Annotated in this window: 13 protein-coding genes; 7 read left to right on the forward strand and 6 right to left on the reverse strand. The window is 70.6% G+C overall.

Annotation, left to right across the window (positions count from 1 at the left end; genetic code table 11):
• Positions 1-146: 146 nt before the first annotated feature.
• Both ACWEEU_RS08865 and ACWEEU_RS08870 read right to left on the reverse strand, forming a co-directional pair.
• Positions 147-1,415 (reverse strand): polysaccharide deacetylase family protein, encoded by a 1,269-nt coding sequence (locus ACWEEU_RS08865; RefSeq protein ID WP_385748864.1) that lies wholly within the window; start codon positions 1,413-1,415, stop codon positions 147-149.
• Between the two features lie 71 nt (positions 1,416-1,486).
• Complete coding sequence (locus ACWEEU_RS08870; protein ID WP_451730485.1) at positions 1,487-3,676, reverse strand: transglycosylase domain-containing protein; 2,190 nt, start codon at positions 3,674-3,676, stop codon at positions 1,487-1,489.
• Positions 3,677-4,344: 668 nt separating this feature from the next.
• Here ACWEEU_RS08870 and ACWEEU_RS08875 point away from each other — a divergent pair.
• The gene (locus ACWEEU_RS08875; RefSeq protein WP_385748859.1) at positions 4,345-5,133 is read left to right on the forward strand and encodes an SAM-dependent methyltransferase; all 789 of its coding nucleotides are present in this window, start codon (positions 4,345-4,347) and stop codon (positions 5,131-5,133) included.
• A gap of 47 nt (positions 5,134-5,180) precedes the next feature.
• Here the strand turns inward: ACWEEU_RS08875 and sigJ are convergent, their stop codons facing one another.
• A complete protein-coding gene (gene sigJ / locus ACWEEU_RS08880; RefSeq protein ID WP_451730189.1) occupies positions 5,181-6,080 on the reverse strand; it encodes an RNA polymerase sigma factor SigJ in 900 nt (299 codons plus the stop codon).
• A 105-nt stretch (positions 6,081-6,185) separates the two neighbouring features.
• On the opposite strand from sigJ, the gene ACWEEU_RS08885 reads away from it, so the two are divergent.
• Complete coding sequence (locus ACWEEU_RS08885) at positions 6,186-6,560, forward strand: hypothetical protein (protein WP_451730192.1); 375 nt, start codon at positions 6,186-6,188, stop codon at positions 6,558-6,560.
• A gap of 7 nt (positions 6,561-6,567) precedes the next feature.
• On the opposite strand, the gene ACWEEU_RS08890 is transcribed toward ACWEEU_RS08885, so the two are convergent.
• A complete protein-coding gene (locus ACWEEU_RS08890; RefSeq protein WP_451730195.1) occupies positions 6,568-7,704 on the reverse strand; it encodes a winged helix DNA-binding domain-containing protein in 1,137 nt (378 codons plus the stop codon).
• Positions 7,705-7,849: 145 nt separating this feature from the next.
• Between ACWEEU_RS08890 and ACWEEU_RS08895 the strand changes: the two genes are divergently transcribed.
• Positions 7,850-8,407 (forward strand): MSMEG_1061 family FMN-dependent PPOX-type flavoprotein, encoded by a 558-nt coding sequence (locus tag ACWEEU_RS08895; protein ID WP_451730198.1) that lies wholly within the window; start codon positions 7,850-7,852, stop codon positions 8,405-8,407.
• Positions 8,408-8,726: 319 nt separating this feature from the next.
• Complete coding sequence (locus tag ACWEEU_RS08900) at positions 8,727-9,434, forward strand: FAD binding domain-containing protein (protein ID WP_385748850.1); 708 nt, start codon at positions 8,727-8,729, stop codon at positions 9,432-9,434.
• An 82-nt stretch (positions 9,435-9,516) separates the two neighbouring features.
• Here the strand turns inward: ACWEEU_RS08900 and ACWEEU_RS08905 are convergent, their stop codons facing one another.
• A complete protein-coding gene (locus ACWEEU_RS08905; protein ID WP_385748847.1) occupies positions 9,517-11,238 on the reverse strand; it encodes an MFS transporter in 1,722 nt (573 codons plus the stop codon).
• Positions 11,239-11,371: 133 nt separating this feature from the next.
• Positions 11,372-11,833, reverse strand: coding sequence for a MarR family winged helix-turn-helix transcriptional regulator (locus tag ACWEEU_RS08910; RefSeq protein ID WP_385748844.1), 462 nt, complete (start codon positions 11,831-11,833; stop codon positions 11,372-11,374).
• Between the two features lie 191 nt (positions 11,834-12,024).
• Between ACWEEU_RS08910 and ACWEEU_RS08915 the strand changes: the two genes are divergently transcribed.
• The 3 genes from ACWEEU_RS08915 (at position 12,025) to ACWEEU_RS08925 (ending at position 16,015) form a co-directional block, all read left to right on the forward strand.
• On the forward strand, positions 12,025-13,773 hold the full coding sequence (locus tag ACWEEU_RS08915) for a purine-cytosine permease family protein (protein WP_451730203.1): 1,749 nt from the start codon (positions 12,025-12,027) through the stop codon (positions 13,771-13,773).
• A gap of 173 nt (positions 13,774-13,946) precedes the next feature.
• Positions 13,947-15,449: a purine-cytosine permease family protein gene (locus ACWEEU_RS08920; protein ID WP_451730206.1), complete on the forward strand. Its 1,503-nt coding sequence runs from the start codon at positions 13,947-13,949 to the stop codon at positions 15,447-15,449.
• A complete protein-coding gene (locus ACWEEU_RS08925) occupies positions 15,446-16,015 on the forward strand; it encodes a cysteine hydrolase family protein (RefSeq protein ID WP_451730209.1) in 570 nt (189 codons plus the stop codon). The genes ACWEEU_RS08920 and ACWEEU_RS08925 overlap by 4 nt, the downstream gene beginning before the upstream one ends.
• The last annotated feature ends 130 nt before the right edge of the window (positions 16,016-16,145 follow it).

A 16,145-nucleotide genomic window follows, 5' to 3' on the forward strand; every position in this document is an offset into this window, starting at 1 on the left:
GTTTTCTCGACTTCAATGATGTTCCCCTCTACTCCGGTGCACAGACCGGGACTCCGGTGACAGAGACCGGGCGAACGCATCTTCGCATGCCGCATGTGACGCGTGTGAAGAAGGTGTGCACAAGTGGAACCAGACCGTTTCAAACGTCACTTGACGACCGCGGACCAGTCGGGCGACTGCGCCGGGTCCAGGCTGCGCAGGTTGGCCAGCGTCTCGGGCGTCTGCGCGTCCATCCAGTCCGCCATCTCCTTGAAGGACACGCACTTCACGCCCTTCTTGGTGCAGACGTTCTTGATGACCTGGTCGATCGACTTCATGTAGATGCCGCCGTTCCAGTCCTCGAAGTGGTTGCCGATGAACAGCGGCGCACGGCTGCCGTAGTACACGCGGTTGAAGCCCGCCATGTACGAATCCACCGTCTGCTGCTCCCACTTGGGGTACTCGCCCGGGTCGCCGTGGGTCTCGCCCTTGGACTGGTTGTAGAGGAAGTTGAAGTCCATCGACAGGCCCTGGAACTTGCCCGACTCGTACGGCAGCATCTGGAGCGGGAAGTCCCAGACGCCGTTCTTCTTCGTCGGCCAGATCTGGAAGTCACCGGCGGAGCTGGCGTCGTAGCGCCAGCCGAGCGGCTTGATGGCCTTCAGCAGGTTCGCCTGGCCCTCCAGGCAGGGCGCCCGGCCGCCGGTCACCTCCTTCTTGAAGTCGAAGGGCAGCGGCGGGATGTCCTTGTAGCCCGTGTTGGTCTTCCAGTTCTCCGTGAAGGAGTAGAACTGGTCGATCTCGCTGCGCCACTCCTTCACGCTCCAGTCGCCGCCGCCCTTGGCGCCGCAGAAGTGCCCGTTGAAGTGCGTGCCGATCTCGTTGCCCTCGTCGTACGCCTTGCGCAACTGCTCCAGCGTCTCGCGTATGTGCTCGTCCGTCGCGTAGTCGATGGCCGCGGCGCCCACGCCGTGCTGCGGCGGGTGATACAGGTCCTTCTTCGCCTTCGGCAGCAGATAGATGCCGGTGAGGAAGAACGTCATGTGGGCGTTGTACTGCTTGGCCAGCTCCCGGTAGTGGGAGAAGAGATGGTCGCTGCCCTCCAGCGCGCCGTCCCAGGAGAAGACGACGAACTGGGGCGGCTTCTCACCGGGCTTGAGTCGGACAGCCTTCAACTCGCCCTTCTGAGGGCCGGTGTAGGACGTGGACCCGTCGCCGAGCACCTTCGTCCTGCCGTCCCACTTCGGCTCCTTGGCCGGGTTCGGCTGCTTGGCCGAGGAGACGGCCGAGGCGGTGCCGTCCTCGTGGGTCAGCAGCAGATAGCCCCCGACAGTGGAGCCGACCACCAGGAGCAGGGCCAGGGCGAGAGCGCCGGGCCCCACGGCGCGTTGTGGGGTGGTGCGTTCCTTGCGGCGGCGGCCTGAGCTCGACTTCATACGGACTCAATCTCCGGTGCGGGTGCGGGTGACAAGTCGGGGGAGGGGGCGGCCGGTGACGCCCCTCGGGATCAGCTGGCTCCCACGGCGCTCGACCAGATGCCGAACGGCACGCTGTCGGCCGTGGTGCCGGCCACGCCGTCGAGCGGCAGTGGCTCCAGGCTCTCGGACAGGTCGATGCGGTAGACGACGACGGCCGTGGACACCGACTTGAGGCTGCCCGTGTACCACAGGGCCGTGTCCTTGTCGGTGGTGCCGTCCTTGCCGGCCGCCGGGGTGGTGGCGGCCGCCGTGGGGTGCGCCGCGCGGAAGTTGTCCGCGAGCGCCTCGTTGACCTGCTGGGCCACCTCCGGCCGTACCGCCCGGCGCTTGCCGGGGGCGGTCAGCGGGACCCTGGCACCGTTGCGTGTGATGCGGCGCACCGAGTACGGCTCGGTGTGCACGCCGCTGCCGGCGAAGGTGGCGTACCCGCTGGCCATGCGGATGGCGCTGGGCGTGGAGTTGCCGAGCGACAGGGCGGGCACCTGCGGGCCGATGCTGGAGGCGAGCAGACCGGCGCGCTCGGCGGTCGAGGTCACCTCTCTCAGACCGGTGTCCATGCCGAGCTGCATGAACGGGGTGTCCACCGACTTGGCCAGCGCCTGGCGCAGGCTGAGCGGCCCGTAGGACTTCTTGCCGTCGTTGTGCGCGGCGACCTTGCGCCCGCTGCGGTCCCAGTACGGTCCCTCGGGCGTGGTGACGGGCACGCCGTCGTCGCCGTTGTAGACGGAGTCCGGGCCGACCGGGGTGCGGGCGCCCTCACGGGTCTTCATCACGCCGTGCTCCAGGCCCGCGGCGTAGACGAACGGGGTGAAGGCCGAACCGGCGGGCACCGTCGTCGCGTTGGACTCGTTGTAGCCCTGCTTGCGGTGGTCGGGTCCGCCGTAGACGGCGACGATCCGGCCGTCGGTGGCCACCGAGGCCGCGCCGTAGTGCGCCGACTTGGCGCCCTTCGGGTCCTTCTTCGCCGCCTCCTCGCGGGCCTTGGCGACGGCGGCCGTCAGCTTGCTCTCCCGCTCGCGGTCGAAGGTGGTGTAGATCTGGTAGCCGCCGAGGTCGAACTGGCGGGCCGAGATGTGCGCGGACTTCTTCGCGTACTGCGAGGCCAGCTCGACCAGGTAGTCGCTCTGCTTACCGGTGTCGTAGACCTGCGCGGTCTTGAGCGGCTCGGGGAACCTGGTGTACTTGGCGCGCTCGGCGGGCGAGAGCTTGCCGATCTTGACCATGCGGTCGAGGATCCAGTTCCAGCGCTCCACGGCGCGGTGGTGGTTGGCCTTGCTCAGCGTGGGGTCGTACAGACCCGCGCCCTTGAGCAGCGAGGCGAGCATGGCGGCCTCGCTCGGGTTGAGCTTGCTGACGTCCTTGCCGTAGTACGCCTGCGAGGCGCGCTGGATGCCGTAGGTGCCCCGCCCGAACCAGCTCGTGTTGAGGTAGCCCTCGAGGATCTTGTCCTTGCTCATCCGGTTGTCGAGCTTGAGGGCGATCATGGCTTCGGTGATCTTGCGGCTGACCGTCTGGTTCTGCGTGAGGTAGACGTTCTTCACGTACTGCTGCGTGATGGTGGAGCCGCCCTCGGTGTCGCCCTCGCCGATCGTGCGCCAGACCGCGCGGCTGATGCCCTTGACGGAGATTCCGGGGTCGGTGTAGAAGCTCTCGTTCTCCGCGGCGAGGACCGCCCAGCGCACGCCCTCGGGGATGTCCTTCAGCGGCATCGCCTGCCGGCGCACCCAGCCGGTACGGGCCATCGGGGTGCCGTCGGACCAGAAGTAGACGTTGTCCTGCTGGGTGGCGTACGTGTTCAGGTTGGTCGGGATGTCGGTGGTGGCGTAGGCCACGGTGAGGAAGAGACCGGTCAGGCCGACGGTGCCGAGGAAGGCGGCGAGCCACTGGCGCCAGGAGGGTATCCAGCGGCGCCAGTCGTCGCGGCCGGGGCGCGGATAGACGGGCCGCAGACGGCGGGCGTACGGGGCGGCCTTCTCCGCGTACGGGGCGAGGGCGCGGGTGACGGGGGCGAGTGCGGCGAGCACGGGGACCGTCACGACGGCGAGACGTCCGGTCGGCTTCTCGGCGCGGCGGCCGCTGCCGACGGCCCCCGCGGCCTTGGTCTCCTGGTCCTCCGGGACGGAGGGGAGGGCGAGCTGCATCGTTTCGTCGGACGGCGGCGAGACGATCTTGAGCTGCATGGTCTCGTCCGGGCGGATCGAGGCGACCCGGAGCTGCATGGTGGCCTCGGGCTCGAAACCGGCCTTGCCGGTGGCCGCCCCGCCCGTGGCCGTTCCGCCCCCGTCCGTCGTCTCCGAGGCATCGCCGGAAACCGGCGTGTCGTCCTGGTCCGCCGGGGCGGCGTGGTCGGTGTCCCGCCCCTTGCGCCCCCACGACCGCTTCGACGCCGCGCGCCGTCCGTGCCCGCGCCGGCCGCCGTCCCTGGCGTCCGCCCCCTGCCCTGCCTCGGTCACGACAGAGTCTCCTCCCCGCTCGGTTGTGCTCGCGAGGGCAGACGCACTGGGCGGACCCGGTGACCGGAACTACGGCACCGGTGCCCTTTTTCTTTCCCCCTGGTCCTACATCTGCTCGCGAGCTTCACAAATTATCAGCTCATACTTTCGAGCCCAGGGGGTCAGGGTCTGTTACGCGTCGAAGGGCGCCGGGTATGTGATCGAAACGGTCGGGATGTAATTGGCAGGAGCATGACCTTGCATTGTGTGAGGGATGAACGACCTGCCCCCGGCTTTTGCGCGACAGCGCTGGAAGGTGTCGGCCACGCCCGCTCGCGAACGTTCCGTCCATCACAACCGGAGCGTTCAACTCCCGTACAGAGCTTGCCGGATGATGTGCGACACTCGATGATCGTCAGCATTCATCCGGCCAATTTCTTGCGACGGAGTCCGCCATGACGACCGGCACCCCCGACCCCCGGCAGATCGACACCGGCGTGGCTCATCCTGCGCGCGTGTACGACTGGCTGCTGGGTGGCAAGGACAACTATCCGGTGGACGAGGCGGTCGGGAAGATGCTGCCGCCGGAAGCGCGGGATGGTGCCCGGCAGAACCGCGCGTTCATGCACCGCGCCGTCGCCTGGCTCGCCGGGCAGGGCGTCGACCAGTTCCTGGACATCGGCAGCGGCATTCCCACCGAGCCGAACCTCCACCAGATCGTCCAGCGCGTCGTCCCGAGCGCCCGGATCGTCTACACCGACAACGACCCCCTCGTCCTCCGGCACGCCGAGGCGCTGCTCACCGGCCGCCCCGAGGGCGCCACCGACTATGTGCAGGCCGACGTCCGCGACACCGACACCATCATCGACCGCGCCCGGCGCACCCTCGACTTCGACCGGCCCGTCGCCCTCTCCCTGATAGCGCTGCTGCACTTCCTCGGTGACGACCAGAAGCCCGACACCCTGGTGGCGAACCTTCTCGCCGCCCTCCCCTCCGGCAGCCACCTCGTCCTCTCCCACGCCTCCTCCGACATCTACCCGGAACTCTCCGCCCAGGTGACGGAGGAGTACGCCAGGGGCGGCATCAGACTCGCCTTCCGCACCCGCTCCGAGGTCCTGCGCTTCTTCGAGGGACTGGAGCTGGTGGACCCGGGGCTGGTGACGGCGCCGGAGTGGCACCGGGGCGCGGAGGCTCCGGAGGAAGAGGGGAGCGGGATCTACGTGGGGGTGGCGCGGGTTCCGTGAGCCGCCGGGGCTCCGGCGGCTCCTCCCGCCGGCGGCCGTGACAGGCTTCAGTCCTCTCGCGCCCAGGGGAGCAGCTTCTGCGGGTTGCGTACCACCCAGACACGGCTGACGCGGCCGTCCAGGACGTCGAACGAGGCCACGGTCAGGACGGCGCCGGAGCGGCGGGCCACCAGACCCGGCGCCCCGTTGACCGACCGTTCGAGGAGTTCGAGTCCCGGGGTCCTGTCGGCGATGGCGAGCATGTACTGGGCGATGCGCGCGGCACCCTCGACCGGGTGCAGGGCGGCACCGGCCAGGCCGCCGCCGTCGGCGGTCATGACCGCGTCGGGGCCGAGAAGCCCGACGAGGGTCGTGATGTCCTTCGCCTCCCATGCCTCCTTGACGCGACGGACCACGTCGGCGCGGTCGGTCGCCCGTGCGGGAATCCGTGTGGCGCCCACGCGGCGCCGGGCCGAGGCCGCGAGCTGCTTGCAGGCGGCGGGGGTGCGGCCGAGGACGGCCGCTATCTCGGCGAAGGGGTAGCGGAAGACGTCGTGCAGGACGAACGCGACCCGCTCGGCGGGCGTCATCGACTCCAGTACGACGAGGAAGGCCATGGCCACCGACTCGTCCAGGACGATCTGGTCGGCCGGGTCGGCGGCGTCCGTCCCGTCCCACTCGGTACGGTCGGGCAGCGGTTCGGGCAGCCATGCGCCGACATAGCGCTCACGGCGGGCCCGTGCGGAGCCGAACAGGTCCAGGCAGATGCGGCCGGTCACCGTCGTCAGCCAGGCGCCGGGGGACACGATCTCCTCCTGGCGGCCGGCCGGCAGTCCGTACCAGCGGGCGTAGGCGTCCTGTACGGCGTCCTCGGCCTCGCTCACGGAACCGAGCAACCGGTAGGCCACGTTGATCAGTTGACGCCGCTCGCCGAGCGTCCTGTCCGTGTGACCCCTGACACTCCCCATGCTTGCGGCAGCCCCCTCGCCTTACCTCTCTCAGGCCCGCGTCGTCGGACCGGTGAGACCTTATCGACCGACCCACTGCCCGAGGGCGGAAAAGGGGACCCTGACATGGCCACCGACGCTACGGCGACACCCACCGCACAGCGCACCTCCTCGTTCCTCCGCACCGCGATCGCCCTGCAGACCCTGACCATCTTTCTCCAGGCGGTCTCCGCCGGCCTGTTGCTGACCACGTCCTACGGCGAGACGTTGCACGGCGTCGGCGCCCGGGTGATGTACGCGGCCTCGATGCTCTACGTCCTCGCGGCGGTGCTGGCCTGGAAGCCGGGCGGCGGTCCCCTCCGCCCCGTCTGGCACGCCACCGGCTTCCTCACCCTGGCCTCCCTCCAGGTCGCCCTCGGCATCGCCCACGTCCCGTCGGTCCACCTGCCGTTGGGGGTGCTGATGTTCGGGCTCAGTCTGGTGGCGTGGGTCCGGCGCTAGTTGAGTCTCAGCCGGCCGTCACCAGTTCCACCGGATGGCCCGGCTCCCCGGTGATGAACTCCAGCAGGCGCGCGGCTTCTTCGGCGACCGCCTCCTTGTCCCGCCCGGGTACGTCGGTGAACAGGGTGACGGTCAGGCGGGTTGTCGCGCGTTGGCGTTCCGTTCTCCATACTCCGGCGACGAAGCCGTCGAGGAGGACGGTCGGCAGGACGCGGCCGCCGGGGCGGAAGACGTGGGGGCGGTAGGCGTCGGGGATGACGCGGGTGCGGTCGTGGTGGGAGAGCAGGAGGTTGTCATACTCGGGGAGGAGCCGTACCGGTGCCGGGGTGTCGGCGTGGGGGAGGGACGCGTCCGGGAGGTCGAAGAGTTCGGTGCCGTGCTCATCCCGCAGCACCGTCAACTCCCCGCGCATGTCCTTCAGTGCGGCCGTCATGCCGGTCAGCCCGGACCACACCTGGATGTCCTTGGCATGGGCGGGGCCGAACGCCGCCAGATAGCGGCGCACCAACTCCTGGGGTTCCTCCGCGTCGTGGCAGGCGGCGCCGAGCCAGGCGTCCGCCGTCACATAGGTGGCGCTCGATCCCGAACCCCAGGTTCCGCCCGGCGGCCGCTGCACCACGGGCAGTTCGCAGCGCAGTGAGATGTAGGCGAGCGCGGGCGCGTCGCGGTCGGGGTGGGACTTCAGCAGGGCCTCGCCGAGTTCACCGAGCGCGTACGGGCGTTGGTCCAGCAACTCGCGTGCTGCGGAGGCGAGGTCGCCGAAATCCAGGCCCTGCGCCCGCTTGCCCATGAAACCCCGCATCGCTTTGACGAGCGCGGGGCGCAGCGAGGTGCGCAGGCGTAGGTAGTCCTCGGCCGTCATCACCTGGAGTGTGGCCCGGAGCAGGGTGGCCCGCACCACCTCGCGGCGCTCCATCGGCCCGGTGAGGTCCGCCTTGTCGAACCCGTCGAGCCGCGACCACAGGCCGACGTAGGGGGCGTTGGCCACCTGCGCCTGGAGGGCCACCAGCCGGCGGAGTGCCTCGGTCACGGACCGATCGTCCCGACGCAGCAGCAACTGGCGTTGCAGAGTGGCCCGGTTGAGTTCGCGGATGGACACGACCCCGTCGCTCATCGCCTTGCCCCACTTCCTTCCGTGCGTCACGGTGGAACGGTCTCCGCGGCCATCCCATCACAGGCCGCGTCACCTCACCGGCCTCCGCGCACCCTCACGGGCCGGTTCCAACCTAGGTAAGCCAAACCTGATGCCGGATAACACGCAGCTCATCGCGCCCCTCCCGGGAGTCCGCTTGTCCCAGACCATCGACACGCCCGCGCCCCGCCCCGCCGCTACCGACGGATACGTGGAGCTGGGCTCCAAAGAAGAGCTGCGGACCCTGCTGGGCGAGCCGTTCCCGCTCGTCATCGACAAGGTGCACGGCCAACTCGACGACCAGGACCGGGACATCCTCGCCCGCTCGCCCTTCTGTCTGCTCGCCACCTCCGACAGCCGGGGCAACTGCGACGTCTCGCCGCGCGGGGACGGGCCCGGCTTCACCCACGTCCTCGGGCCGTCGACCCTCGCCCTCCCCGACCGGCACGGCAACCGCAGGGCCGACAGCTTGCACAACATCCTCGAGAACCCGCACGCCGGACTGCTCTACCTCGTCCCCGGCGGCACGGACGTGCTCCGCGTCAACGGCCGCGCCCGCCTGCTGACCGACGCGCCGTTCTTCGACGCGATGACCCGCGACGGAAGACGCCCCCGGCTCGCGCTCGTCCTCGACATCGACGAGATCTATCTGCACTGCCCGCAGTCGCTGCGCCGTTCGGGCCTGTGGAACCCGGAGACGTGGCGCGTGCGCTGACGCCGGGGGCGTCTTGAGTTCCGGCCTGGGGGGCGTCTCTCCGATCTTCGTGGATCAGCCCGCGGCGTCTGGTGCGGTGTCTCGGCGTGCGGCCGAGTCGCTCTCGTACTGGACGTACTTGGGCGATTCGGCCATGCGGCGAGGCGCCGTGCCAGGGGTCGCGGGCCCATGAAGATCGGGCAGACGCCCCCTAGGGGCGCACCCTCTGTCTCCATGAGCCCTGGACGCGCCCCCGGCCGAGCGACGAGAATGCGCCGTGTCGACAGGCGAACGGCCGTTCTCCCGGCCGCCCGGCTTCTCAGGAAGGCAGGTTGGCCACGTGCTGCTGCGTCTGCCCACGTCCGTGTCCGAAGCGCGAGGGTATCTCGCCGAAGGCGCCGTCCCGATCGGCGGGGCGACGCTGGTCTGGGCCACCTGGCAACGCGACGGCTTCCCCGCGCAGGCCCTGTCCCTGCGCGAACTCCCCGAGGCCAACGTCCTCGGCCGCGAGGAACTCGGCGGTGCCGTCGTCCTCCACCGCATAGACGAGCGGGTCCCCGAGGTCCTGCGCAAGGCCGCCGGATCGGTCGGCACCGGCGCTGTGCGCCGCGCGGCCACCGTCGGCGGCAACATAGCGGGCAGCAGCCTGCGCTGTCTGCTCCCGGCCGCGCTCGTCCTGGAGGCCCGGGCCAAGGTGCTCACCGCCGACGGCGTCTACGAGACCGACTTCGCCGAAGTCCTCGCCAAGCGCCCGGTGTTGCTCAGCCTGCGGTGGCGCACCCCGGTCGCGAGCACCTACCGCAAGCTCCCCGGCGAGCCGGGCGGGCCCCCGCCCCTCGTCGTCGCCTCCGCGCTGCACGCCCTCGGGGGCGACCGCTACCGGCTGTGCGTCGCCGTCCGCGACGGCTACGAGGTCCTCAGCGAGTCCACCGAGTGCGGCGCCGACCCCCGCGAACCGCTGCGCGCGCTGCGGGCGACGCCGGTCGCCGAGGTGGCCGGCGCGTGGGAGACCGTACAGTCGCAGGTGGTCGAGCTGACGGGCCGCTGAGCGAAGCAACTCCCCTGCGAGAAAAGTGAGTCGGGCCCCGGTGCGTTCCGCGCACCAGGGTCCTCCCTCCTGTCGTGCCGTCTCAGACCGCGCTGTCGCGCAGCTCGGCCAGCGTCGCCGTCGTCACCCGCCGGGGCAGCCCGTCGTCCTCCACCAGGAGCACGTCGCAGGACGCCCCGTGCGCCAGCGCGGCGGTCAGACTGCCATCCGCGAACTGGGCGAGCGCACCGCGCGGGGAGCGGCCCACCGCCACCACACGGGCACCGACCCGGGCCGCGTGCTCGGCCAGGACCCGGCCCGCGGCCGCGTGGTCGCCCACGCTGGCGAGGATCTGGCCGGTGGCGGCGACGCCGCGCGCGGCCAGTCGGTCGAGGTGCGCGGTGACGGCGGCTCGCGCCAACGCGGCGCTCTCCGTCTCCGCCGCCTGCTCCTCCACCACGGCGGTCTCGTGCACGTGCACCACCTCCAGCGGGCTGCCGGACTCGCGGGCCAGCCGGGCGGCCGCGTCCACGATCGCGCCGGCCCCGTCGTGCGCTCCCACGGCGACGACCACCGGCGGCACGTTGGTCGTGGCCGCAGCGCCCACCGCGGTGAGCGACGCCGTCAGCGGCGCGCCCTCCTCCGGGCGCTCCTCGGCCTGACGCAGCAGCCGGTGTCCGCCCGCCAGTACGGGAATCGCCAGCAGGAACGTGGCGGCGCCCAGGTAGAACGGGACGCTCAGGTCGGTCGCGTCGGCCAGCCTGCCCGCCACGTACGGCGCGAGACCGCCGCCGATGAAGCGCAGGAAGCCGTACGACGAGGAGGCCACCGGGCGTTCCACCGGGGAGACCAGCATGACGGCTTGCGTGGTCAGCGTGTTGTTGATGCCGATGAAGGCACCGCTGACGACGACCGCCGTGATCACCACCGCCGGACTGTCCACCCCGGCCGCGATGACCGCCATCACGACGCCGAGGCAGAGGAGATTGACGTACAGCACCGGCGCCGTGCCGAAGCGAGCCTGGAGGCGCGGGGCGAAGAACACGCTGAACGCCGCGACCAGCAGACCCCAGCCGGTGAAGACCAACCCGAGCCGGTGGGCGTCCAGTTCCATGGGGTACGGCGCGTAGCCGAGCATGGTGAAGAAGCCCCAGTTGTACAGCAGCGCCATGATGCCCATGGTCAACAGGCCCCGATGGCGCAGTGCCTTGAGCGGGGCGAGCGGCGAGGTGGGCCGGGCGGGCTTCGGCAGGGACGGTACGAAGGCGAGCGTGGCGACCAGCGCGATCGCCATCAGCACGGCGACGCCGAAGAACGGCCCGCGCCAACTGATCGCGCCCAACTCGCCGCCCAGCAGCGGTCCGACGGCTATACCGAGGCCGAGCGCGGTCTCGTACAGGATGATCGCGCCGCCGAAGCCACCGCTCGCGGAGGCCACGATGACCGCCAGCGAGGTCGCGATGAACAGGGCGTTGCCGAGCCCCCAGCCCGCCCGGAAGCCGACGATGCCGTTGATGGAACCACTGCACCCGGCGAGGGCGGCGAAGACGACGATGATCGCCAGGCCGATCACCAGCGTGCGCTTGGCGCCGAACCGGCCGGAGAACCAGCCGACCACCAGCATCGCGACCGCGGTGACGATCAGATAGCTGCTGAACAGCAGCGAGACCTGGCTCGGGGTGGCACGCAGGTTCTTGGCCAGGGCGGGCAGGATCGGGTCCACCAGACCGATGCCCATGAACGAGATGACACAGGCGAACGCGACGGCCCAGACGGCCTTCGGCTGCCTGAACGGGCTTGCGGCCTTTCCATGCGGTGCAGTCATTACCGCTTCTCTCCAGTCATGACGTGACGGGGACAGAGACCTCAAGGGGATGGAGTCGAAAGGGAGTCGTGTGTTGTGTACGGGTGCGGGGCGGGCGCCTCGGCTCCGGTCGCGGGGGCCGGGTGATGCGGCGCTAGTGCGCTGCGTCCTCCTCGATCGCGCGGGCCAGTGCCGGGAGCGCCGTACGGACCGCCGCCCGTTCCTCCTCGGGCAGTCGCTCCAGGAGCAGCCCCAGCGCCTTCGAGCGCTCGGCCCGGCGCCGCCGGAACACCTCAAGGCCGGCCTCGGTGGCCTCGACCAGCACGCCGCGGCCGTCGGTGTGGTCGGCGGTGCGCCGCACCAGACCCGCGCGTTCCATACGGGTGACGAGCTGGGTCATGTTGGGCTGGGTGGCGTTCTCGGCCCGGGCCAGCTCGGTCAGCCGCTGCGGACCCTCGCGACCCAGCCGGCCGAGCGCGGAGGAGGCGGCGGTACTCAGTCCGCCCGCCGTGGCGCTGCGGCGCACGTACCGCACCAGGTGCTCCACGGCGATCATCAGATCGTCGGCCGACGCGTCGTGCCGCGGTCCGCCGGAGTCCATAACCCGCTTATGCATAACCCCATTATGCAGATACGTGTAGCGTGAATCAATGGCGGCCCCCGGCCGCGCCCCGAACAGGATTTACGCCGCGGAAGCACCCGGGAACCTCGCCTTAAGAGCACCGAAACAGCGGGGAAACCGCCTGCCGCGACCCTTCCGAGCACGCCTCCGGACAGTCCGGAGCGGCCGACGGAGAGGGATCAGCCGTGACGGAGATCGTCGACAAGCAGGCCGCCCCACCGGCCCCGCCCGGCAGCCGGACCTACAACGAGTGGGCCCGCAACGACACCCTGGAGGACTACTCCCTGCGCTACGCGCCGAAGTCCTTCCGCCGCTGGAGCCCCTACGTCGTGGCCACCACCGCGCTGGGCGGTATCGCCTACCTCGCGGACTTCGCCATCGGCGGCTCCATCGCCGTCTCCCACGGCTTCACCAGCGCCATGGTGGCCATCCTGACGGCCGCGGTCGTCATCTTCCTCACCGGCATCCCGATCTCGTACTACTCCGCGAAGTACTCGATCGACATGGACCTGCTGACCCGGGGCGCGGGCTTCGGCTACCTCGGTTCGACCCTCACCTCGGTCATCTACGCCAGCTTCACCTTCATCTTCTTCGCGCTCGAAGGCTCGATCATGGCGCAGGCCCTCGAACTCGGCCTGCACATCCCGCTCGCCCTCGGCTACGTCATCTGCTCCCTGGTCGTCCTGCCGCTCGTCGTCTACGGCATGACCGCGCTCTCCCGGATGCAGGTGTGGACACAGCCGGTCTGGCTGGTGCTGATGGTCGCGCCGTTCGTCTCCATCGCCATCCAGGAGCCGGAGAAATTCGGCAAGTTCACGCACTTCGCGGGGAACTCGCCCACCGGCTCCAGCCTCAGCATGATCGGGGTCGGAGCGGGCGCGGGCGTCGCGCTCTCCCTGATCGCGCAGATCGGGGAGCAGGTGGACTACCTGCGCTTCATGCCCGACAAGACGGCTGCGAACGGCGGGCAGTGGTGGGCCGCCGTGCTCAGCGCCGGGCCCGGCTGGGTGGTGCTCGGCGCGCTGAAGCAGATCGGCGGCGCGTTCCTCGCCTTCTACATCGCCGGCAGCGTCGGGCTCGGCAAGGCCAACGAGCCGATCCAGCAGTACGTCCACGGGTTCGGCACCTTCGCGGCGCCCGTCGCCCTGGGGCTCGCCACGTTCTTCGTGATCCTGTCCCAGATAAAGATCAACTCCACGAACGCGTACTCCGGGTCGCTGTCCTGGTCCAACTTCTTCTCCCGGCTGACCCACCGTCACCCCGGGCGCGTGGTCTACATCTTCCTCAACGTCGGCATCGCGCTCGCCCTGATGGAGTTCGGCGTCTTCGGCTTCCTCAACACCGTGCTCGGGTTCTACTCCAACGTGGCCATCGCCTGGATCGGCGCGGTCGTCGCCGACCTGGTCGTCAACAAGCCGCTCGGACTGAGCCCGTCGTACATCGAGTTCAAGCGGGCCCACCTCCACCACTTCAACCCGGTCGGCTTCGGCTCGATGCTGATCGCCTCGGCGGTGTCCATCGCGGCGTACTTCGGGGCCTTCGGGGCGTACGGCAAGGCGTTCTCGCCGTTCGTGGCGCTGGTGCTGGCCATGGTGCTGTCGCCGCTGTTCGCGGTGGTGACGAAGGGGCGGTACTACATAGCGCGGGTGGATGACCTGGGGAAGTCGCCTATGGTTGCGGCGCACATGGGCGCGCCGCACACGGACGAACTCCCCATGGGTGAGCCGCACATGTCCGACGACCCCATCACCCTCGACTGCGCCGTGTGCGCCACCGCCTTCGAGCGGCCCGACATGGCCAACTGCCCCTTCCACCAGGGCACGGTCTGCTCCCTGTGCTGCAGCCTGGAGAAGGACTGCCACGACCGGTGCAAGAGTGCGGGTGCCGCCGGTCCCGTGGAACTCGCCGCCCCCACGCTGCGCGCCGGGGACTGAGACATCCGGCGGAAGACAGCCAGAGGAAGACAGCCAGAGGAAGACAGCCAGAGGAAGACAGTCGGGCGGACGGCCCGGACCCCCGCGGGACGCGGCGGGTCCGGGTCGTTCCTTGTATCCCCTGGCGCCCGCGCTTAGCCTCTGGCTCGACACGTCAGGACAGGCAGGCCGACATGACGCATCCGCAGGACCCCCGCCACCGCGGAGCCGACCGCCAGATCCATCTGGAGACGCAGGGCCTCGACGTGATCGGCGACGCCGACCGCAAGGGCACCCCGAGCACCCTGTTCTGGCCCTGGTTCGGCGCCAACGTCTCCGTCCTCGGGCTCAGCTACGGTGCCTTCGCGCTCGGCTTCGACATCTCCTTCTGGCAGGCCCTCGTCGCCGGAGTGCTCGGCATCGTCGCCTCCTTCCTGCTCTGCGGCCTCATCGCGGTCGCGGGCAAACGCGGCTCCGCCCCCACCATGGTCCTCAGCCGCGCCGCCTACGGTGTACGCGGCAACCGTCTGCCGTCCGTCGTCTCCTGGATGCTCACCGTCGGCTGGGAGACCGCCCTCGCCGCCCTCGCGACCCTCGCCACCGCGACCGTATTCTCCCGGCTCGGCTGGGGCGGCGGCACCGAGACCAAGGCCGTCGCCCTCCTCGTGGTGGCCGCGCTCACCGTGGTCGGCGGCGTCATGGGCTTCGACCTCGTCATGCGGATCCAGACGGTCATCACCCTCATCACCGGCGTGCTCACCGTCGTCTACATCGCCCTGGTCGCCGGCCACGTCGACTGGGACACCGTCAGCACCATCCCCGCGGGCTCCGCCCAGCAGCTCATCGGCGCGCTGGTCTTCGTGATGACCGGCTTCGGCCTCGGCTGGGTCAACGTGGCCGCCGACTACTCCCGTTATCTGCCCCGCGACTCCTCCAGCCGGGGCGTCATCGGCTGGACCGCCTTCGGCGCCTCCGCCGCCCCGCTGCTCCTGCTCGTCTTCGGCCTGCTGCTGGCGGGCTCCTCCGACCGGCTGAGCGAGGCCATCGCCGCCGACCCCATCGGCGCCCTGACCACCATCCTGCCCACCTGGTTCCTGGTCCCCTTCGCGCTCGTCGCCGTCCTCGGCCTGGTCGGCGGCGCCGTCCTCGACCTCTACTCCTCCAGCCTCGCCCTGCTCTCCGCCGGACTGCGGGTGCCCCGCTATCTGGCCGCGTTCGTGGACGGCGTCCTGATGATCGCCGGCTCCATCTACATCGTGTTCTTCGGCGGGGCCTTCCTGGACGAGTTCATGGGCTTCCTCACCACCCTCGGCGTGCCCATCGCCGCGTGGTGCGGGGTGATGCTCGCCGACCTCGCCCTGCGCCACCGCGACTACGACGAGGCCGACCTGTACCGACCCGAGGGCCGCTACGGCGACGCGCCCGTCCTGCCCCTCGCCCTCACCGTCGCCGCCACCGCGGTCGGCTGGGGTCTGGTCACCAACACCGCCGCGAGCTGGCTCACCTGGCAGGGCTATCTGCTCGGCCCGCTCGGCCTCGGCGGCAAGTCGGGGGAGTGGGCATACGCCAACCTCGGCGTCCTCGTCGCCCTCGTGCTCTCCTTCCTCGGCACCCTGCTGTGCGGCCGGAGCCGGGTGCGCGCACAGGAGGCGACGCCGCCGAGCCCGCCGCTGTACGAGGGGAGCCCCGCCGTATGACCGCCCCGGCCGCGGCACCCGCGGGGCTGCTCGCCGTCATCGACATGCAGCGTGTCTTCGCCGACCCGGACAGCCCCTGGGGGGTGCCCCGCTTCGCCGACGCCGCGGCGGGCGTACGGCGCCTGCTGCCCGCCTTCACCGGCCGCACCGTCTTCACCCGCTTCCTGGCGCCCTCCCTGCCCACCGGTGCCTGGCGCGCCTACTACGCCCGCTGGCCCTTCGCGCTCCAGCCACCGGACGCCCCGCTGTGGCGGCTGACCGACGACTTCGCGGACCTCGCGGGCCCGACCCTGGACACCGAGACCTTCGGCAAGTGGACCTCGGGACTCGCCGCCCGCCTGAGCCCGGGCGAGCCACTGGTCCTCGCGGGCGTCAGCACCGAGTGCTGCGTCCTGACCACCGCCCTGGCCGCCGCCGACGCGGGCACCGAGGTCCTCGTCGTCGCGGACGCCTGTGCGGGCGTGGACGACCGCGCCCACCGCGAGACCCTGCGCCTCCTGGAGCTGTACGGCCCTCTCGTCCAGGTGGTCACCACCGCGGAACTGGGCGCGCGCGAGCCGCCCTGACACCGGCGGCCGGCCGCGCGGGGCGCGCTGAGCCGTCCGGGGAATCGCACGCATGGTCCGTGCCCGATGGGGTACGCGGCGCGGGAGCGCGCCGGGCTCCCGTCCGCGCGCGCGGCCGTACGACCGCTCT

The sequence above is a fragment of the Streptomyces sp. NPDC005004 genome (assembly GCF_053600675.1).